Annotated in this window: 13 protein-coding genes; 6 read left to right on the forward strand and 7 right to left on the reverse strand. The window is 59.1% G+C overall.

The features are described from left to right. The first annotated feature begins 245 nt into the window (after nucleotides 1–245). Complete coding sequence (locus tag ACYSMN_RS21615; protein ID WP_488926001.1) at nucleotides 246–2348, forward strand: RICIN domain-containing protein; 2103 nt, start codon at nucleotides 246–248, stop codon at nucleotides 2346–2348. A 147-nt stretch (nucleotides 2349–2495) separates the two neighbouring features. Here the strand turns inward: ACYSMN_RS21615 and ACYSMN_RS21620 are convergent, their stop codons facing one another. Next, complete coding sequence (locus ACYSMN_RS21620; RefSeq protein ID WP_488926002.1) at nucleotides 2496–5351, reverse strand: S8 family peptidase; 2856 nt, start codon at nucleotides 5349–5351, stop codon at nucleotides 2496–2498. A gap of 206 nt (nucleotides 5352–5557) precedes the next feature. Here ACYSMN_RS21620 and paaN point away from each other — a divergent pair, with 206 nt between their 5' ends. The 3 genes from paaN to ACYSMN_RS21635 all read left to right on the forward strand — a co-directional run bounded on the left by paaN (nucleotide 5558) and on the right by ACYSMN_RS21635 (nucleotide 8703). Further along, entirely contained in the window at nucleotides 5558–7225 is a 1668-nt protein-coding gene (gene paaN, locus ACYSMN_RS21625) for a phenylacetic acid degradation protein PaaN (RefSeq protein WP_488926003.1), read from the forward strand. Nucleotides 7226–7636: 411 nt separating this feature from the next. Continuing rightward, entirely contained in the window at nucleotides 7637–8347 is a 711-nt protein-coding gene (locus tag ACYSMN_RS21630) for a hypothetical protein (RefSeq protein WP_488926004.1), read from the forward strand. 104 nt (nucleotides 8348–8451) lie between these two features. Beyond that, nucleotides 8452–8703 (forward strand): hypothetical protein, encoded by a 252-nt coding sequence (locus ACYSMN_RS21635; protein ID WP_488926005.1) that lies wholly within the window; start codon nucleotides 8452–8454, stop codon nucleotides 8701–8703. A 229-nt stretch (nucleotides 8704–8932) separates the two neighbouring features. On the opposite strand, the gene ACYSMN_RS21640 is transcribed toward ACYSMN_RS21635, so the two are convergent. Beyond that, nucleotides 8933–9262 (reverse strand): hypothetical protein, encoded by a 330-nt coding sequence (locus ACYSMN_RS21640; protein ID WP_488926006.1) that lies wholly within the window; start codon nucleotides 9260–9262, stop codon nucleotides 8933–8935. 172 nt (nucleotides 9263–9434) lie between these two features. On the opposite strand from ACYSMN_RS21640, the gene ACYSMN_RS21645 reads away from it, so the two are divergent. Continuing rightward, entirely contained in the window at nucleotides 9435–9926 is a 492-nt protein-coding gene (locus ACYSMN_RS21645) for an energy transducer TonB (RefSeq protein ID WP_488926007.1), read from the forward strand. A gap of 54 nt (nucleotides 9927–9980) precedes the next feature. On the opposite strand, the gene ACYSMN_RS21650 is transcribed toward ACYSMN_RS21645, so the two are convergent. The 4 genes from ACYSMN_RS21650 to ACYSMN_RS21665 form a co-directional block, all read right to left on the reverse strand. After that, nucleotides 9981–10535, reverse strand: a complete 555-nt coding sequence (locus tag ACYSMN_RS21650) for a hypothetical protein (RefSeq protein ID WP_488926008.1) — start codon at nucleotides 10533–10535, stop codon at nucleotides 9981–9983. Nucleotides 10536–10696: 161 nt separating this feature from the next. Continuing rightward, nucleotides 10697–11947, reverse strand: coding sequence for a C4-dicarboxylate transporter DctA (gene dctA, locus ACYSMN_RS21655; RefSeq protein WP_488926009.1), 1251 nt, complete (start codon nucleotides 11945–11947; stop codon nucleotides 10697–10699). A 127-nt stretch (nucleotides 11948–12074) separates the two neighbouring features. Next, nucleotides 12075–12761 carry a hypothetical protein gene (locus ACYSMN_RS21660; RefSeq protein WP_488926010.1) on the reverse strand — a complete coding sequence of 229 codons (687 nt, stop codon included), beginning with the start codon at nucleotides 12759–12761 and terminating at the stop codon, nucleotides 12075–12077. Nucleotides 12762–12985: 224 nt separating this feature from the next. After that, a complete protein-coding gene (locus ACYSMN_RS21665) occupies nucleotides 12986–16921 on the reverse strand; it encodes a beta strand repeat-containing protein (protein WP_488926011.1) in 3936 nt (1311 codons plus the stop codon). A 551-nt stretch (nucleotides 16922–17472) separates the two neighbouring features. On the opposite strand from ACYSMN_RS21665, the gene ACYSMN_RS21670 reads away from it, so the two are divergent. Beyond that, a complete protein-coding gene (locus ACYSMN_RS21670) occupies nucleotides 17473–19611 on the forward strand; it encodes a TonB-dependent receptor family protein (RefSeq protein ID WP_488926012.1) in 2139 nt (712 codons plus the stop codon). 387 nt (nucleotides 19612–19998) lie between these two features. Here the strand turns inward: ACYSMN_RS21670 and ACYSMN_RS21675 are convergent, their stop codons facing one another. Beyond that, nucleotides 19999–21153 (reverse strand): Gfo/Idh/MocA family protein, encoded by a 1155-nt coding sequence (locus tag ACYSMN_RS21675; RefSeq protein WP_488926013.1) that lies wholly within the window; start codon nucleotides 21151–21153, stop codon nucleotides 19999–20001. Nucleotides 21154–21371: the final 218 nt, after the last annotated feature.

The raw sequence follows: 21371 nt of genomic DNA on the forward strand, positions 1-21371 counted from the left end.
CCAGGTACTACGTTGTGACACCAGCGGGCAGGCATTCGCTATTACGCAGGCCGTTTCGCGAATACGCTTAGCCGCGTAGCCTCGCACCTGCTTGTGAGCTATTGCACGGCAATAGTGGTCAACAGGCTCGAAGCTTGGCAAAGCGGGGCCGCTGGACGGTACGTGCGGGCGTGTTTGCAAAAGCTCATCTGAAGTGACTTTCCGCTCCATCTGGAGCTTTTGTTCTACCAACCTCCACCAACCCTATGAAAAACTATTTTCGTCCGCTGCTCGGCCTCTTGGCCGGCAGCCTCACGCTTTGCGGGCTCAGCGCCTTCCGGCCGGCAACCCCGCCCGCGCCGACGGCCCTGGCCTTCGGCACACAGGCCAATGAAACGGTGAGCGTGTGGCTCACCTACGGCAACCGGAGCAAACTGCTCGAACAGCAGTCGACCAGTCCCTCCTTCGGCCCCGACAGCGGCAGCAACCCCACGATCATTACGGTGGACGAAAACACGACCTACCAGAGCATGGATGGCTTTGGCGCGGCCATGACCGGCTCGTCGGCCTACCTCATCAATCAGCGGATGAACGCCAGCCAGCGCGACGCGCTGCTCGCGGACATGTTTGGTTCTGGCGGGCTGAACATGGACTTAGTGCGCCACACCATTGGCGCCTCGGACTTCTCTACCTATTCCTATACCTACAACGACGTGCCCCAGGGGCAAACGGACTTCGGCCTTAATAATTTCTCCATTGACCCCGACCGGGCCGACTTGATTCCGGTGCTGCAAGCCGCCCGAAGCAAGAACTCCAACCTGCGCATTATGGGCACGCCCTGGACGGTTCCAGCCTGGATGAAGAACCAGTACACCTTCAACGGTAGCTACTTGGAGCTTGACAAACACGGCGTGTACGCCAATTACTTTGTCAAGTATATCCAGGCTTTCGAAGCGGAAGGCTTGCCCATTTACGCGGTAACGTTGCAGAACGAGCCCGAGTTTGCCACCGGCAGTTATCCGTCGATGAGCATGAACCCGGCCAGCCAGGCCAGCTTTCTGAAGGACAACATCGGGCCGGCCTTCGCCAATGCGGGCATCAATACCAAGCTCATCGTTTACGACCACAACTGGAACAACCCCAACTACCCCAACGAGGTGTACAGCGACGCGGCTGCCCGTCGGTACGCGGCCGGTTCGGCCTTCCACTGCTACAACGGCTCGGTGGGCAACCAAAGCACCACCCACGACGCGTATCCCGATAAGGATATTTGGTTCACGGAGTGCTCTGGTACTGAGCCTTCCGACTTTGGCGGGGACTTACGGTGGCACCTTTCCAATCTCATTATTGGCTCGACGCGCAACTGGGCCAAGGGCGTGTTGATGTGGAACCTGGCCCTCGACCAGAACTATGGTCCCACCAACGGCGGCTGTAGCAACTGCCGCGGCATGTTCACCATCGACAGCAACAATGGCAACGTAACGCGCAACGTGGAATATTACAGCTTCGGCCACGCCAGCAAGTTTGTGCGCCAAGGAGCCGTACGCATTTCGTCCAACTCCTACAGCGGGGGCATTGAAAACGTGGCCTTCAAGAACCCCGATGGCTCTAAAGTGCTGATTGCCGTCAACAATGGCTCTTCGCAGAACACTTTTAAAGTGAAATGGGGCAGCCAGGCCTTCGACTACACGCTGCCCGCGGGCGCCGTAGCTACCTTCAAATGGAGCGGCACGCAAAGTGGCGGCAGTAGCGGCGGGGGCAGTGGAAGTATCACTTCGGGCAACGTCTACAAGATAACTAACTTCTACAGCGGCAAAGCTTTAGAAACAAATGGAGAGTCTGATATAGACGGCGAGAAAGTCCAGCAATGGAACTACGAAGGCTATGCTAACCAGAAGTGGCGGGTGGAGAGCCTCGGGAATGGAGAATACAAAGTGCTCAACTCCTATAGTAGAAAAGCCCTGGAAACCAACGGCCAATCCGATATTGATGGCGAGAAAGTGCAGCAATGGGGCTACGGAGGATTTCCCAACCAAAAATGGTATTTCACTGATTTAGGACCCAACGGTACAAATGGTCGCAGCGCCTTAACTACCGTCTCACCGGCCGAGGAACTGCGCTTGCAAGTGTACCCCACCACGGTGGACCAAGAACTCAAGCTTGAGTACACGGCCGTGAAGGCGCAGGCCCTACACGTGCAGCTGGTAGATATGACGGGCCGCACGGTGGTGCCCAAGACGGAGATGCCAGTGAAGGCGGGCTTGAACCGACTGAGCGTACCAGTGGGCAATGTGCGCCAGGGCATCTACCTATTGCGCGTCACGACGCCCGCCGGTTTGCTCACGCGCCGCGTCGTTGTAGCGCGGTGACTATTGGAGTATCCTGACTCAGACGCCTACGCTACGTGACAAGCATTTAGCATGGCGTAAAGAAAAGTAAATAAGCCGCACTACCAAGGTAGTGCGGCTTATTTACGTAGGTAAATGTTGGGTGACGCTTACCGGCCGCAGCCTGCGCTACTGCACCACAATGCGACGCACCAATTCACCGGCCGCGCCGTGCACACGCACTACATATACGCCAGCTGGGAGGCCGCTCACATCAAGCGCCGCCGCGTTGCCAGTCAGCACCGCTCGACGCAGCAGTTGGCCCAGTGGGTTCAGCAGCCGGACTTCCTGTCCACCAAAACTGGCGGGCACTTCCACCCGAACTTTGCCGGAAGCTGGGTTTGGGTAAAGCTGCCAGGCGCTGGCGGGAAGACTGAGGCGTACGGGCAGTACTTGGCTGTAGCGAGTCTGGGCGGCATCGGCGGCGGCTTGGAGTTGGGACAGAGAAGGAGCGGCCAGCACGGCAAAAGCCACCACGGCTGAGTCGGCGGGGGCAAGGCGGGGGAGGGTGGCGCCGAGCACGTGCGCAATGTCGGTGCCGGTGGGCTGGCCGGTGGTGCGCTGGCGGGTGCCGGTGCTGAGCGTCAGGTGTTTTTCGGCGCGGCTGAAACCGTTGGATAGCTGTACTGGGCTACCCGCCGGCGCATTTACGTTGATGGCATAGCAAGTAGCCGTGCCGCCGTTCAGCCATTTCAGGCCCACGTACGTGGAAGAATCGCCTTTATCGTAAGCGTAGCTCAGGTGGCGCACCGAGTCCCAAGCCACCACGTTGCGGGCGTATTCGGGCAGCACGTCCCAGTCCATGAACAAGCCCGCGTACAGTGGCTTCAGTGTGTCGGGCGTCACGTTCTTAAGTCGATACTCCAAAATCACGTAGTCGCGGTGCGGGGCTTGGGCCCAGGCGTAGCCGCGCTGGCGCACCTGCACGCCCACCGTGCGGTTGCGGGTGGCCGAGGGCAGCGAATCCTGCAATACCCCCACAGCTTCCTGGTCGGCCCGGAGCGACTGGCGGCGGAGGGCGGCCTGCGTCAGGCTGAAGAAATCCGAATCAATACCGTTCCGGTCGTTGCGCAAGCGGCTCGATACGCGCGCATCACCGGCGGCCAGCAGCAGGCCGCCTTCGTAAAGCAGAGGCGGGCCACCCCGGTAGCTCACGCCTTCGCCCAAATCGGAACCCAGGCCGTCGTAGCCAATATTGCCGCGGCTGGTGAGCGTGAGAGACAGGTCGCCGGCATTTAGCACCACGTAGTCGGGGTTGAGCAGCAGGTTCGTGTAGTAATCTTCCTCGTAGCCGGTGGCAGGGTCAGAGAAATGATAGCGAAGTAGCGCGCGCGTATTAAGCGGTACACTCGCCGCCACGGCCAGCCGAAACGGCGTACCCGTGTTCGAGGTTCGGGCCAAGGTAGCCAACGGGCCCACGCCAAACGTGGCCTGCTGCACCGTGAGGTAAGGCGACGGCGAGGAAAGCGTGAGCGTCAGGTTCTGCACTGGCTGGAGCAGGTTTTCCACTCCCACCGCCAGCGCTATGGTTTCGCCGGGTTGGTAGGCCGCCTTATTAGGGCTGAACGTGCGTTGCGTGATGCGGACGGCGCGTTGGTCGTTGGCGCGCACCGCCCGGTACACGTTCAAACGGCCCGTGCCCAGCTTGCCCGCGTAAGCGGCGTTGCCGAGTAAAGTGTCCACGTTGTCGGTGGTGCGGCGCAGTTGGGCCCGCACTTGGGCGGCATTCAGCTGCGGAAACCGTGTGCGTACTAACGCCGCCGCCCCCGCTACCAGCGGCGCCGAAAACGACGAGCCGCTGACGGCAAGGTAATCGGAGTCGGTGTCGCCTAACACAGTTACGACGTCATTACCGGGCGCCACCAAATCGAGACGGCGGCTGTAGGTGGCAAAACCGGCTTTCACATCCCCGGCCCTCGTTGCCCCCACCGACAATACATGGTCGTAGGAAGCAGGGTAGAAGTCCAACTCGGCGTTGGTGTTCCCGCCGGCCGCCACCACCACCACGTCACGGTTTATGGCGGCGTAGGTGATAACGTCCTGCTCGAACTGCGAGCGGCCCCCCGCGCCGCCCCACGACATGTTGATGACTTTGCAGCCGTGGTCAGCCGCATACACAATAGCCTCATAGCCCGCAAAGCTGCCAGCTGCCGTGCTAGGGTAAATTTTCAGGGGCAAGAACCGGCAGTTGAAACCCACACCCGCCAGGCCGCGACCATTGTCGGGGCGGGCGGCGGCGGCTCCGCTGGTGAGCACGCCGTGCCGGGGCTGCGAGAAAGCGTCGGAGGCGGGGTTGTTGTCGTTGTCGGCGAAGTCCCAGCCGCGAAAGTTGTCCACGAAACCGTCGTTGTCGTTGTCGACGCCATCGGGTGGGTCCTGGTAGTTGCGCTGCCACTGCCCGTTCAGGTCCTCGTGCGAAAGCCGGAAGCCGGTATCCGTGATACCGATGAGCACGGAGGTGTCGCCCTTGGTCACGTCCCAAGCCTTGTAGGCCCGGATGCTTTTGAGGTGATACAAACCACCCGCCACGTTGGTAGAGTCAGCGAGCGGGTCGTTGGGCTGGTAGAGTGGGGCGCGGTAATACAGTGGCTCTACGTAACTGAGCGTGCCGGTTTGGCGGAGCGCCAAGCTGGCTTTCGCCAAAGAAACATCCTCTCTAAACCACACCTGGTACACCAAGCGCAAGTCTACGGTCTCTGCTTTTTTAGGATTGGGAGCCTGGGCGTGCGGAAACTTCTGCCGCAGCTGGGTTGCGCCCAGACGGCGCAGGGTAGCGGCTAGGGTAGGCTGCGTTATCTCATTCGGTTTGGCCTGGTCTCGGTATTCGGGCTTGAGCTTGAAGACCAACGTGCCCAGGGTAGTGATGGGGGTGCCGGAGCCGGCCAGGCCAGGCACCCGTTGCGCAGCGCTATTGACTGGTGCGCCAGCCACCAGGCCCATTAGCAGCAACGGCAGCAACAAACGAGAGCGTAGGAGTGGGAGCATAGAAAGCAGTAAGAAGAGGCCGTGCAGAGCCAAGACAAACGAACAACAGCGGAGGTTGGATGTCTTGGAAAGAAGGACAAACGTAAGAGCGCTGGATTCGTAAATCTAGCCATTCTCAAAAGGCATCGGAGCCAGCTACTGTTGCCTTTTCGATCAACCTCCGAAAATCCTCCGCCAATTCCATTTCTTTTCATTCCCAACCGGTTATGACCGAAGCTACCCGCAAGCATCAACCCACGCTCGACGCGGCCGTGCAGGCCCTGCACGGCCGCACGTTTTTCGCCGCCTTTCCCGAAAATCCTTCGCCGGAGATATATGGTGCGGATGCCGATGCCAACGGCCGCGAAAAGTTCGCCCAGCTGCGCCACCAGCCGTTCCGGGAATTGCGGCAGGGCGAGCCGGCGCAGTGGGTGGGCCAGGAAGAGTCGCCGTACGAACAGCAGGCGCTAGGCATTACGTACCCGTTTTTCTCGCCCGAAACCCTGGTGGCCCGCGCCGAAGCCAGCTTCGGGCAGTGGCGCAAGCTGAAGCCGGCGCAACGGGCGGCCCTGCTCACGGAGGCGCTGGACGGCATCAAGGACCGCTTTTTTGAGATTGCCTACGCCACCATGCACACCACCGGGCAGTCCTACATCATGTCGTTTCAGGCCAGCGGGCCGCATGCCGCCGACCGGGCCCTGGAAGCCATTGCGGCCGGCTACGAGGAGCAAACCCGCTTCCCGGAAGAAACCCGCTGGGAGAAGCCCATGGGCAAGTACAACATCACGCTGCAAAAAACCTGGCGGGCTGTGCCCAAAGGCGTGGCGTTGGTTATCGGGTGCTCCACCTTCCCAACCTGGAACACCGTGCCCGGCATGTTCGCCAGCCTCGTCACCGGCAACCCCGTCCTCGTGAAACCTCATCCGAAGGCCGTGCTGCCCATTGCCATTGTGGTGGCCGAAGTGCAGAAAGTGCTGGCCCACTACGACCTTAACCCCAACATCTGCCAGCTGGCCGTCGATGCCAACGACCGGCTTATTGCCAAGGACCTGGCCGAAAATCCCGCCATCAAGCTTATCGACTACACCGGCAGCTCGCAGTTTGGGGAGTATCTGGAAAGTCTGAAGGGCAAAACGGTGTTCACCGAAAAAACCGGCGTCAACAGCGTCATCCTCGACTCCTGCGACGACCTCGATAAAGTGGCCCAGAACCTAGCTTTTTCGGTGAGTCTGTACTCGGGCCAGATGTGCACCACGCCGCAAAATTTCTTCGTGCCGGCCCAGGGCGTGGAAGTAGCGGGCCAGCAAGTACCCTACGACGAAGTAGTGCAGAAGCTGGCCGCGGCCATCACCAGTCTGGCACAAAACCCTAAAGCCGCGCCGCACGTGTTTGGGGCTATTCAGAGCGCTGCTACGCACGAGCGGGTGCAGCAGCTGGCCTTCGATGGCGGCCGGAGCATTCTGGCCCACGGCGCCATCGACCATCCCACGTTCAAAAACGCCCGCACCTGCTCGCCCACCATCTACGAACTCGACGCGGGCCAAGTGGAACAATTCAGCCGGGAATTGTTCGGGCCCATTATGCTGGTCATCAAAACCCAGGACACCCAGGAGAGCATCCATCTGGCGGCGCACCTAGCCAAGGAATACGGCGCCATCAGCTGCGGCGCCTACACCACCAATGACGAGGTGAAGGAGCAAATCATGGACGAAATGAGTTTGGCCGGCACGCCCGTGAGCTTCAACCTGACCGGCGGCATCTACGTGAATCAAGCCGCCGGCTTCTCCGACTTTCACGTGACGGGCGGCAACCCCGCCGGCAATGCCTCCTTCACCAACCCAGAGTTTGTGGTGAAACGCTTTACGTGGGTTGGTTTCCGCGAGCCGGTGGCCTAAGAAGTGAGGGTATTGAGCCACTGCCACGGGTGCAAGTACCTTCTTCCTCTGGTTGGAATGGCTTCGCACTGGTGCGGATGCCTTCTGACCGAGGGAAGAAGCGCTTTGCACCCGTGCGGATACGTTCTTCCCTCGGTCGAAATGGCTTCGCACTAGTGCGGATACGTTCTGCCCTCGGTTGAACTGGCTTCGCACTGGTGCGGATACGTTCTTCCCTCGGTTGTAATGGCTTCGCACTAGTGCAGATGCCTTCTGACTGAGGGAAGAAGCGCTTTGCACCAGTGCGAGGGCTCTCACCCTTCGGGATGGCGGTGCGCTGGGCAGACGTTTTTGATGTAAGTCAAAAGGTGTTTGCTGGATGTGGCACTAAGTTTGGCTAGCCAGGCTCCATTCTCCACTTAATTTCTCTACATGAAAACGACCCCGCATCTGCTCAACCGTTTAGTCACTGGCCTGGTCCTCTGGTTTGGCCTGGCGCTGTCCCTCACTAGCTGCGAAACCGAAAGCTCCGACGCGGTCAGCCAAGACCGGATTTACACCGACTACTCGCTCGTCTACGATAAAGCCGAGGATAAAACGTACGCCCGCGCCGCCTTCAAGTTCGGCAACGCTACCGGCACGGCCCTCACCCTGAAGGAGCCTTCCGTGGTAACCGTAGACGGCGACGCCATGACCTTCGTGCCGCTGCTCAATTACTACGAAAAGCAGTACGCCGGCCAGCGCGTTCAGGCCACGTTCACGTTCAAGGACGTGGACGGCAAAACCTACGTCAATACCGTGAGCGACCTGCTGCCGGCGGAGTTTCCGGCCTCCCTCACGGCGCTGAGCAAAACCAATGCCTTCACCCTAGCCTGGGACGGCCAGCCGCTGCGCACGCCCGAAGTGCTGGACGTAATACTCGACGGCCCCGGCCAGAGCGACCCTATTCAATACTTCCAGACCACAGCCCCCGGTAGCACCAGCATCATTCTGGAAGCCAACAAAATAAACCAGGTGCTGAGCGGCGCGGCGCAGATATTCATGAACCGCACCCAGATCCTGCCTTTGCAGCAAGGTTCCAGCGCGGGCGGCTCGCGCATAGCCCGCTACCAGGCCCGGCCCCATACCGTGCAAGTCCAGTAAGCTTGAGTGGTCATGTCCACCTGATTCGCATCCGCTTCGGCTTGGCCGCACGGTTGTAACAAAAGGAAGCCCGTGGGTAAACGGGCATCCCTGTTTTCCTGCTTATGTTCCGCCCCCTACTTTGGAAAACTTCCCGCCCCGGCTGGCTGCTCGCGACCGGACTGTTGCTGACCACAGTTGGCGCGGCCCCCACGCCGCCCTGTACACCGGCGCCGTTGGTGCTGCCGCCCGGCGTGCAGCCCTGCCCCACGCTCAGCCGCCAGCCACCCCAGCCGACGCACCTGCCCAAGCCCCCAGGCGCGCCATTTTGGGTTACTGCTCCCCCCGAGTACCCATACTTCGCCACGTACCCCTGAACCAGATTGCCTCCTACCTCGGCATTGTCCAGGAAACCCTGAGCCGCTTGCGTGGTCGGTGAGGCCGCAATTCTGATGCGAAGGCTTGTTCCAGATGCGTCATCTCAGCCGCATCATCGAAACAGCAAAAGCACAAACCCCAAAGAGGCTTGCTGTTAAGGAAGCCTCTTTGGGGTTTGTGATCCTGAAAGCCGTTGCTAAACTTCCTGAAATCCGCATAACCTGCGATTCAGATAATGTTTCGCAGGTCGTTGCGGAGGTTTTCGATGCCTTGCCAGATTTCGTCCCAGGTACTGCGGTTTGCCGTATCGGCCGCTTTGGGGTCGGTGGCAATGGCGGCGTTAGGATCGGGGCCGAGGCGCTGTAGCAGCTTGTTGCGCTTGGCTTCCAGCATGGCCGCGTGTTCGAGGTAGGTGTGCGGGGACCCGGCCGTGGTGGCGTGGGCACGGTTGTGCAAGGTTCGGATTTTGCCCTCTAACTCGTTCAGGGCCTGGCGTAGCGCGGCATCGGAAAGGTTCTGGGGTGGGCGCACGTGTTCGGGAGAAGGCAGGTTCGACATAGCGGTAGGAGTAAGGTGAGCGGGTAGTGCTGCTTTAAGATACAGGTTTTGGCCGCTAAAGGATACGGGTAATGTTACCAACATAAGCGCAACATAAGGGTAACGTTACGGTGACGGCCGCGCTTTCTGGTGGCTGTACCTTCGTTGACCAATCCGTCAAGCCCCTGTTGCCATGCTCCGTACCCTTACGTTGTTTTTGCTACTTGTGCTGCTAACGGCCCGGCCGCTAGTGGCCCAAACGACCCACACGGCCGCTGCCCTCACCTACAACGACTCCAGCTCTAGCACTACTGGCTCGCACAACGCCGCCGGAACCAGTACGGTAAGTGAGGCCCCCGTGGAACCGGTAGTGTACAACATTGCCGAAGAGATGCCGGCCTTCACCGGCGGCCCCGCCGCATTCCAGAAATTCCTGCGCGACAAGCTCAATTACCCCGAAGAAGCGTTGCGCAAAGGCGTTTCGGGCAAAGTACACGTCAGCTTCATCATCGACGAGCAAGGCCGCATCCTCGAACCCAAAGTCGTCCGCGGCCTCGGTTCCGGCCTCGACGAGGAAGCCCTGCGCCTCGTGCGCATCATGCCCTGGTGGACGCCCGGCCGCACCGGCGGCCAACCCGTCCGAGTCGCCTACACGTTGCCCATCGTCTTCCGCGCGTTGGAGTAGGTTTAATGAGGCATTGAAGCAACCCGGTCAGTAGGAGGTCGCGTAGCGCATTCTTCATTCACCAATTCTCACCTGAATTCCCAGCTCCCTGGCTAAAGGGGCAGCGGCGGAGGCGTAGAGTAAGGTTAGCAGCTCGTTTAAGACGAATTCTAATTCGATGAGGTAGTCGGGATGAAGCTTATCGACTTGCTTGAGCACATCGGCGGTGCGGCGGGCCAAGTGTTGGAGTAGCGGCTGCGTGGGGCCGTGTAGGCGCGCTACAGCCTCGGGCTGATGCCGGAAAATGTTGGTCAGCAAGCGGATGGTCAGCTCAATTTCGCCTAGCGTGTCGCCCGTGATTTTGGCGTGGTAGCTGAGCCGGGCCTGAAGCTGCCGTACTATGTGGAGCAGGTCGTTGGGCGTTTGATGGTAGCCGCGCACGGGGTCATCTACCTGGGTTCGCAGACGTTGGCGGCGGGTTTCCAGCGCCTCATCGCCTTCCAGTAGGCGGTAGCTGAGTTGCTCAGTCAGCACGGCATCCTGCGCGACGAGGCGCGTCAGCAGCTGGTCTTTTTCCTTCTGCGGCAGGGCCAGCAGCGCCTTGCGAAGGTCAGGAGAGAGGGCGGGCATTTTGGTTTTTCGTTATTGGTTGTTGGTTTTTCGTTGTTCGTGCTGTGGGTTGTGGGGATCTACAGCGAGAAACTAGTACACCATCAAACCACTCGATCTAGTTGCTGAAATAGAATAACAAGGTGCCAAAGACCAACAACGAAAAACCAACAACCAAAAACTTATAGCTCTAGCGCTGCTTGGTGTTTAGCCTCGTCAAACTCGCCTTCGCTCTTGGCAATAACCACCGTGGCAACGGCATTGCCGATGATATTGGTGAGGGCGCGAGCCTCCGACATAAACCTATCAACGCCCAGCAGCAGGGCCAGGCCTTCCACCGGAATTACCTTGGTGGCGGCCAGCGTAGAAGCCAGCACTACGAAACCCGACCCCGTAACGCCCGCCGCACCCTTGCTCGTTATCATCAGAATACCGATGATGGTAAGCTGCTGGCCCAGCGTGAGCGGCACGTGAAACGCCTGCGCCAGGAAAATACTGGCCATGGAAAGGTAGATAGTGGTACCGTCGAGGTTGAAGGAGTAGCCCGTAGGCACCACCAGTCCCACCACCGGCCGTGCGCACCCAAAGGCTTCGAGCTTGTCCATGAGCCGCGGCAGCGCCGACTCCGACGACGAAGTACCCAGCACAATCAGCAATTCCTCCTTGATGAAGCCCAGCAGCCGCCACAAACTGAACTTGTAGTAGCGCGCAATGCCGCCCAGCACTCCAAAAATGAAGAGCAGCATGGTTAAGTACACTGTGCCCATGAGCTTAGCTAGTGGTAGCAGCGTGTCGAGGCCGTAGGTGCCGATGGTGTAAGCCATGCCCCCGAAGGCCCCCAGTGGCGCGAGCTTCATCACCATGCTCAGCACCCCAAAAAACACCTTGCTTAGGCGTTCCAGCGTGGTAATGAGCGGCGCACTCACGGTAGAACCCACGCGCGTAAGAGCCAGCCCGAACAATACGGCTACCAGCAGCACTTGCAGTACGTCGCCGGCCGCGAAGGCGCCCACGAAGCTTTCGGGCACGATGTGGGTGAAGAAAGCCACCCAATCGAGTTGAGCGGCCTGGGTGGCGTACTGCTGCGTTTCGGCAGCCTTGGCGGCCACGCCGCGCGTGTCGATGCCCGCGCCGGGCTGCGTGAGGTTGGCCGCCGCCACACCAATAAGCAGCGCCAGCGAGGTCACGATTTCAAAGTACAGCAGCGCCTTGCCGCCCACGCGGCCCACTTTTTTCAGGTCGCCGATGCTGCCAATGCCCAGCACCACCGTCAGGAAGATGATGGGCCCGATGAGCATCTTGATGAGGTTGATGAACACCTGGCCCAGTGGCTTCAGCGCCGAGCCAACGGCCGGAAACAAAGCACCAACCACCACGCCCAGCACAATAGCCGTGAGCACCTGGAAGGTGAGGTTGCGGGAGAGTTTCTTCATGCGCCGGCAAGATAGGCTGAAAGGTTGGCGCCGCGCATCCACAGCCTAATGCTTGGTAAAGACTCCAGCAGCAACCACGTCAGCATTTGAGCCAAGCGGGCCAAGCTCACAACATAGCTGCACCTTCTCACTCTTCCCACAACTTCAGCCAGGCCAGCAGCAAAGCAACCACAATAGCCAGCAGCCCACCTAGTAAGCCATTGCGCCAGGAAAGGCCCGCCATGTGTCCGCTAATATGATTGAGCCAGCGTTCCAGCGCCGAAGTAGGAACTGGTTCTGCCACCTCTTCGGGTTGGTAGTCATGCAATACTGCTTCAGATTGCATGCTAGGCAGAACGTATAGCGTGGTGACCGGCGAATGAATGTGGAGAAAGTATTTCTTGATGTCGAGTACGTTTACGTAGTCGAGAGTCTGAATCAAGTTGGCGTAGCGGGCATGAGCGAGGAATTGGATGGCTACACCGCTATTAGCCGTAGGATGCCGACGTAGTATATCCAGCCGCTGCTTTATCCGAAGCCAGCTAAGGCTATCGGCACGAGTTTGACCATTGAAGCGGCTAGTCTGCCAGGTGTAGCGCTGGATTATCTTCTTCGTCAGCACGCATGAGCTGTATTCAAACTTATTGGTTTTGTCACAGGCCACCGGCATAGTCAGCTGCATTACACTGTACCGCTGAAGCCGTGGGTCGGTGACGATGACGCGGCAGCCGAGCAGCAGTAAGAAGCCCAATGCCACTAATCCATACGGCAACGGCAGGGGCCGCCGATGGCGCCGGGGCGGAAGCAGAGAAGCTGAAACAGGCAATGCAAGCATGGCAAGTAAAGTAGACGGTGGCGCGAATTACAACGCCGGCTTCATCGTCTTCATTGCTTTCAAAGGAGTAGAGCTAGACTACCTACCGGGCAACATTTGCCAGATACGGATTCACTTCTCCCAAAGGTGTGTGCAAGCCTGCAAACTGCTCCGCTTCTAAAGCAGAACGCCAGGCTTTTCCCGCAGTAGGAAAAGCCTGGCGTTCGAGCCACTCGGCGCTGATGTTATTCCTTCACCAGACGCTTAGTGTACTGCTTGCCGTTGGCGTCACGCACCAACACGATGTAGGTGCCATTAGGCATGGCTCGCAGATCAAGTGGCGGGGTGCTCCCGCCTTCGCTGGTAGTGGTCAGCACTAACCGGCCCACGTTATCGAGCACGCGTACCTGGTAGGAACCGGCCGAGAGTGTGCTCAGGTCGAGTGTGGTAGTAGCGGTAGCCGGGTTAGGATACAGGGCTATACCAGAGTTCTGAACAGCTGCTTTGCCGAAGCTTACCGTCTGCACCTGCGAGTAGCTAGTGGTGCCGTCGCGGTCTACCTGGCGCAGGCGGTAGTATACCAGCCCAGTGGTTCTGTTGCCGATACGAGCGTCGGTGTGCGTGTAGGAAGTGGCACGGTTGCTAGTGCCTTGGCCAGCTACCCGAGCAATCGTTTCGAACTGGCGACCCGTGAGGCTGCGCTGTACTTCGAAGTGGTCGTTGTTCAACTCACTAGCCGTACGCCAGTTCAGTTCAGCGTCTATGCTACGCACAGCCTTCACCTCGAAGCTAACAAGTTCCACTGGCAGCGGCCGGTTGTCGACGGGCAGAGAATAAGTAGCCGTATTGTTGCTGCCCGCACCGCTTTCGTCGGTAGCCGTGTACGTGAACGTAGCCGTACCCACGAAGCCCGCAACCGGGTCGAAGAACAACTGGTTGGCTTGCGAGAGTGGAATCACCTGGCCCGGAATAACCGGGTTGTTGTTCAGGTAGAGAATACCATTCGCCGCGTTGGGCAGAGTCCGCACCGTGAAGGAAGCAACCGCCGGGCCGGCCGTTACGGTGGCGCTCAGGGGCGGAATGCTGGTTGAAGGCGCCGAGTTGCTCAGGCCTGGAGACATTACGTTGTTGGCTACCAAACCCACGGCGCAGGTGCCGAAGTACAAGTCATCAAGCCCAAAGTCGTTGCCACCCTCCGCCTTGTTCACGTCGCGAATTTCAATAACTGCCGAAGTGGTGCTGCCTGAGAACCACAGGTCCGAAATCTGCACGTAGTTGGTTGTGCCATCAAGGGTGGTCACCGTAGAGGTGGATTTACCGTTGATAACGAAGCCAAGCTGGGCCGGGCTGCCGGGGTTGATGCTGTTGGCGAAGGCTGAGAAGCTGTAGTAGGTGTCGGGCCGTACCGTTACCGTTTGCTGATATACCACGGAAAGGTCCTGGTCGCCGTTCACCATCATGAAAGGGTCGCCGGCTCCAGTGCGCCCAAAGCCCGCAAATTGTGGGTGATAGTTGGCAGCATCGACTCCTACAGCGTAGAGTCCTTCTGGTACCAACTCCTGGATGGTACTGGGGTCATCGGTAACATAGCCATACGTGGAGGTAAAGCCCGTATTGCCGCTCGTGAAGCTCGGGTTAGCCAGCAGGTTGGTGCCCGTGCCAATGGTACAAACCTGCGCGGCATTGTACACATTCAGCGATACCGTCGACACGTTCGAGAATTCTGGGGAAGCACCTGGTACTCGTACCCGGTAAGTGAAGGCGTCGGGGCCGAGATAGCCGCTATTGGGGGTGTAGCTGTAGCTACCATCGGCATTGAGCGTGACAACGCCTCTAGTGGGAGCAGACACGAGTTGCACTGAAAAGCCGCTGTTGGGCAGGTTGGCGGGGTTGGCATCGTTGAGGATGATGTTGCCCGACTTAGTGGAGTTGCCTGGTACCTCGTTGCTGTCGTCGTTGGTGACGAAGAAGTTACCCGCCGCCACGTTCACGTTGAAGGTAAACTGGTCAGGAGCCGCGTTGGCGCCTTGGCTGACGTTCGTGCCTACGGTGCTCACTAGCGAGTTTGCCCCCTGCGTGTTGGGCGAAGTGAAGCTGAACGTGTAAGTGTTCGTAGTGCCGCTATTGAGCACCGGTACCGTACCGAAGTTGATGGTGTTGGTGCCCGCATTATAAGAAGCCGTGGCAGGCAACGCCGCCTGCTGGGCCATCGTCATGGTGGCACCATTGGGGAGGCGAATGGTCTGGGTTACCTGCGTAGCGGCCTGCGGACCATTATTGGTAAACGTTACCGTGAACGTACCCGACGACTGACCTACGTTCAAGGTCGTTGGGCCGCTTATGCTCGTCGTTACGTCGGCCACCGGGCCCACCACCGGAATGGTGTAAGTGGCTGGGTTATTGGATCGGATGCCAGCGTTATTTACCGCGAAGAAGGTGAACGTGGCGTTGCCCGTGAACGTAGGTTCGGGGTCGAAGCTGAGGGCGGCAGCTTGCGCGGCCGTTAGCACTTGGCCAACCGTTACGGGCTCCACATCCAAATACAAAATGCCGCTGGCCGCCGTGGGCAGCGTCGCTACCACGAAATTCGTTACGGAGCCGCCGGCATTGGGGTCGGTGCCGGATAGCGCCTGAATGGCAGTGGCAGCGTTGGTGTTGGGCATGGCCGGCGAGTTGGTCACGTTGTTGGCCACGGGCGGCAAGGGGCTTGGTCCGGCGCAAAGGGCACTGTTTGGTACAACCTGCTGCGTGATGCCGGCGCCAGCCGTGCTGCTGTACTCAAACCTTAGCGTGTTACCGCCGCCGTTTTCGCCGTAGTATACCAGGATGTTGTGCAGTCCCGCCGAGAGCGTTACAGTGGCCTGAACCGTAACGTCACCGTGCAAGCCGCCATTGTTGACAGTGGCATTGGCAATGGTCGGAGCCAGCGCTGCGCCGTCGAGCCACAAGTAAGAGGCGTCGTCGGAAGTCAGGTAAAAGGTATACGCGCCAGCCGTGGGAATGAGAATGCTGCCGCGGTGGCGGGTTGAGAACTGGTCGGGGCCGTCTGCTCCGCCATTCGTGGCGGGCGGAATGATGTTGCCCCAGCCATTAGCGCCTGTGAAGTTCAGCTGCGGATCAATCCGGGTTAGCCCTGGCGCGTTGCTGCTGAAGAAGGTCAAGTTGTCGTTGAAGTAGCCCGCGTAGTAGTCGGCCGACAAGCCGCTGGAGGCTGGACCACCGCCGTAAGCCGGGCCGCAACCCGTGGGTGGCGTAGGAGCTACCAGCGGAATGGTATACGTGGCCGTATTGGCGCTGAAATTGCCGTTGCTATCGGTGGCAGTGTACGTGAACGTTACGTTCTGCGTGGTGCTGCCAGCAGGCGTATAGTAGAGCTGGCTGGCCTGTGCGGCCGTTACAACTTGGCCAGCCGTCAAGGCTGCGCCGTTGGCTCCGATGCGTAGCGTGCCCACGGAAGGCACCGTAACGATAGTGAATGACGCGACCGTAGCGCCGCTCGGGCCGGATATGGTGGCGCTGAGTGGGCTGATCTGGGTGGGCGTGGTGGTAGCGGCCGTGCTGATGCTGCTCGTTGTCACGGCGTTGGCCGTGAGCTGCGGGTTGGCTACCGGCGCCGTCAGCGATACGTCGTCGATGCCGAAGTCATTGCCACCGCTCGCCAGGTTTAGGTCGCGGAGTCGGATAATGAGCTGCGTGCTGGCTCCCGGGTTTACCGTCACGGTATTCAGTTGCCAGTTGCCGCCGTCGTTGGGGTTGGTGAAAGGAGAGCCAATATCGACTCCGTTGGCCGACACCTGAATACGGGCTTTACTGTCGCCGATGGCATTTAGCAGCCAAAAGGAAAATTGGTAATCCTGGTTTGCTTGCAGGCCCGTAACCGTTTGTTCCCAGATGGTAACGGGGGAAGTAGCACCGTCCACTATCATAAACAGGCCGCTGCCCGTGGTATGGTCGCGGTAGACAGCAAAGCCAGTGTTGAAATCTCTGGTATTGTTTCCTACTGTGTAGTCGCCCGCCGCCGAGCTGCCGGTGGGGTTGACAAACCGGTAAGCCGTAGAGAAGCCTGTGTTGCCCGCCTCGAAGCCAGGGTTAGTTAGCAAGTTTTGAGCCGTCGCGGGTGCTGCTATCAGCAGCACAGCTAGCAGTAATGCCCAGAGGCAATAACGTAAGCGTAGGTTCATGCGAGTAGGGAGTAAGGTTTAATCAGAAAGTGTTTTGCAGGTGAGAAAGACGGCTCAGTAAAGTCACATTTTAGTGAGTGAGTTCGGAGCGCAGTAACGCGTGCTTTTGTGTAGTAATGGTGACAAAACGTGACAAACCATTATTTTCCTTCATGCAAAGAAAGCGGAATATATTGATAATGCCGGGATAATCGTCATGCTTTTAGAGCTTATCTGTAATTAATTAATCATATCGTAATGCCCTTGAAATAGGATAAGAAAGGATAAACCATAAATATTAAATTTTAATTTATAAAAGGCGCGGCTGACTATTCATCCTACTCTCCATCTGACTCTCAACTGTGCACTCGTTCGTGAGTAATAAGCATAGGAGGAGCTACACCAGATAGCGCTTTACAGTAAACAGGGGTTGTACATTCCAACTCATCCCTCAAACAGTGAGCTTCACTGTGAGGAAGTTTCTTTATTCTAAAATAGCCCGCACCTAACCCTGCTCTCGGCTTCCTCGTTCGGTCTGAGGTGGTTCCTTTTTCCCGTGCCCATCCTGCCCGATGCTGTTCCGTTACGCGCTATTCCTGCTGCTTCCGCCTATCTCTCTCGCCGCTCAACCTAGCTTGCCCGATACCACCCGCGCCGTGGTGCTGCCCGAAGCCACCGTGACAGGCTACGGCCAGCAGTTGCCGCTACGTCGTACCGCAGCCGCGGTGAGTGTAGTTGAGACGGCCACCTTTGAGCGGTTTCCGCAAACTGCCCTCACGCAGGCCGTGAATACCTTGCCGGGGGTGCGGCTCGAAGAGCGAGCCACGGCTAGCTACCGCCTTAGCGTGCGAGGCAGTACGCTTCGTTCTCCGTTTGGCGTGCGCAACGTGAAAGTATACTACGAGGGCATTCCGTTCACGGAGGCCAGCGGCAGCACGCCCCTCAACCTACTCGATCCCGCTCAAATTGGCCAGCTAGAAGTACTGAAAGGACCAGCCGCCAGCGTGTACGGTGCTGGCACGGGCGGCGCAGTGTTGCTGCGTAACCGGCGCCCATCTGGCGCAGGAACCCGCACCCAAGCTGGCTTCACCGTGGGTAGCTTCGGATTGCGGCGCTATACGGTGGCCGCCGAAACGGGTAGCGCTACCGGCTACCTCCGAGTCCAGTACGCTCGCCAAACCCTCGACGGCTACCGCCAGCAAAGCAGCCTCCGCCGCGATGTACTGGCCTTGGATGGAGAACTGCGCGCCACTGAAAAAAGCACCCTCGACCTGCACGCCCTCTATACCGACCTTGACTATCAAATTCCCGGCAGCCTCACCCGCGCCCAGTTTTATGCCAACCCCCGCCAGGCCCGGCCCGCCACGGCTACCGCGCCCGGCACCGTAGAGCAGCAAGCTTCCTACGCCTCGCGTACGGCCTTGCTCGGCGCCACTTACACGCATCAATTCACGGAGCGTCTCAGCAGCAAAACCACAGTCTACGGCAGTGGCAGCACCATAGCAACACCATTTCTGATTGATTTCGAGCGGAACTCCTTGCTCGGCGCCGGAGGCCGCGCTACGCTGAGCTACCGTACTACACTGGCAGGCCGCACGCTACGCTTGCAAGGCGGCGCCGAGCTACAAACTGGTTTCGAGGATTCGCGCAACTACCAAAACCGCGCGGGCACGCCGGGCCCGTTACGCTACAACGACGAAATTCGTACGCTCACGGGCTTTGGGTTTGCGCAAGCTGATGTTGAACTGCCAGCGGGTTTCTTGCTGACGGCCGGGGCCAGTTACAACCGTCTGCGCTACCGTATTGCCCGCGTTTCAGACGCCGTTGCTCGGCCCGATGCCTACGAGGTGGAGCGCAACTTCCGGCCGCAGGTGTCGCCGCGGGTGGCGCTGCTCAAAGAGCTGACGGCCCAGGTTTCTGCCTATGCCAGCGTGAGCAGTGGCTTCTCGCCCCCAACGGAAGAGGAAATTCGTCCGTCGGATGCTTCTCTGAACACGGCTTTGCAGGCGGAGCGCGGCACTAGCTACGAGGTGGGCACGCGGGGCAAACTGTTCGGCAACCGACTCAGCTTCGATGTGGCCGCTTATGATTTCCGGCTGCGCCAAACCATCGTGGCCCGCTCCGATGCGCAGGGCACGCAGCTATTTGCTAATTCCGGCAACACCCGCCAGCGGGGTATAGAAGCCGCAGTGAGCGGCTGGCTCTGGCAGCGGACCGTAGTAGTAGTGGGCGACGTACGACCCGACCTGACAAGAGCACCCGCCCCGGCAAAATGGGAGGAGACGCTCGGCCTGCGGGCTTTTGCCAGCTACACCTATAACCACTATCGTTTCGGCCGTTACGAGTCGGGTGGGCAGGATTTCAGTGGCAACCGCCTCACCGGCACCGCGCCGCACACGCTCACCGCTGGCCTCGACTACAGCGAAAAACACGGCTTCTACCTCAGCCCCACCGTCAACCACCAGGCGCGCATCTTCCTCAACGATGCCAACACCGAAGCGGCTCCGGGCTACTGGACTTTCGGCGCGCGGGCCGGCTGGCGGCGCACCATAAGGCGGCGTCTGGAAGCCGACGTATTCGGCGGCCTCGACAACGCCACCAACCGCCGCTATTCGCTCGGCAACGACCTAAACGCCTTCGGGGGTCGTTACTTCCAGCCTGCTCCCGGCCGCAACTGGTACGGCGGCATATTGCTGGGCTGGCGTTGGTAAAAGAACAGCCCGAAAAGGAAGCCCCGACCTGCTCGACGGTATGAGTACGCATACTCATGCCGTCGAGCACGCATACTCATGCCGTCGAGCACGCATGCTCATGCCGTTGAGCACGCGTGCTCATGCCGTCGAGTAGAAACAGTACTGCCCAGGGCTGGGCCGAAGCTGCGCTTCCGCATTAGCTTTAGGCCACTATTCTACCGTGCCGCTCTGTCAGATTTCGTGGGTGCTGGGAGAGTAAGGCCATTATGCAAAGACGGAGCAGCTCGCCCGCAGGCGTTGTTTTGCCGTGATAGGCAGGACCTTCCGCGCATCGAGTAGAGCCGAAGCGGGAACTTCGGCCCAGCACGAAAGCGTACATTCTGACTCCAGCGGAAGGTTCAGGGTTTACACTTTCACCTTCTTGCCGGTGCGGGCAGCTTCGTAAATGGCCATAATGAGGCGGATGTCGCGCAAGCCTTCCTCACCGGGTGTTTTGGGGGTTTTGTTTTGCAACACGCATTCGGCCATGTGGTCGAGCTCGGCGGCGAATTGGTTGCCTTCTTTGAGGCCGGGTTCCTGTTTGCCGTCCTTGGTCCCGATTTTCATGTTGTGCTCGTAGTAGTTGGTGGCCGGGTCGAGGTCGAGCCAGGCTTTATCGCCGAAGGCCCGGTACCGTTTTACGCTCTCGGTGCTGTAGGAACTGGTGCAGGAGGCGAGCACGCCGCTCGGGAAGCGCAGCGTGAAGTGAATCCGGTCTTCCACTTCCTTGAAACGTGGGTCCGACTTGTCGCTCACTTCCATGGCTGTTACTTCCACGGGTTCTTCGCCGGTGAGGTAGCGGGTGGCATTGAGGGAATAGATGCCCAGGTCCATGAGTGAGCCCCCACCGGCCAGCTTTTTCTGCACGCGCCAGGTGTCAGCTTTGTCGCCGGTGGGGTCCACGATGCGGCCGTGGTCGGCGGTGATTTGGAGTAGCTTGCCCAGCTCTCCCTTCCGGATTCGCTCGATGGCGGCCAAGTTGAAAGGCTCGTACTGCGCCCGGTAAGCCACCATCAATTTCTTGCTGGCTTTCTGGCATGCCTCAATCATCTGCTCGCACTCCTTCACGCTGGTAGCCATCGGCTTTTCAGTCAGCACGTGCTTGCCGGCTTTGGCCGCCCGCACCACGTATTCGGCGTGCAAGCCCACGGGCAGCACGATGTAGACGATATCAACGGCTGGGTTGTCCTTGATGGAGTCGAAATTCTCGTAGCTGTAGATGTTTTTGGGGTCGACACCATACTCGGCGGCCAGCTTCTTGGCTTTGTCGGGCGTGCCGCTGACCAAGGCCGTAATGCGGGCGTGTTTGCAGTCCTTGAAAGCGGGCATCATCTGCTCCTGGGCAAATTTGCCGAGGCCCACAATGGCGAAGCCGAGCTTCTGCTTATCGTCGTGTTCCATAGTGCTGGATGGGGAGGGAAAGGCGCTGACAGGCCCAGTTACGGCCGCAACAGCGGCAGTCAGGCTCATCTGGCGCAAAAACCGCCGGCGCGATTCGGCGGAATTGAAAGGTTCAGACATCGACATCAAGGAGATACTGCAATCCTTCAAAACGAGCCGCAGAGTCCCGGCGTTATGTTGAGCTTAGGACTCGTTTCGAGTCGTCTTCCATACTAATCCGCTAGGCAGCGTACTGAAAACGCGCCATTCCGGCTTCGCCCTCCATAACGATGGGAAGTGAAATTTGCGAAGTAAGATATATGACCAAAACGTCAGTCTTACTTATCATATCTCACCTC

Source organism: Hymenobacter sp. M1-2, assembly GCF_057808495.1.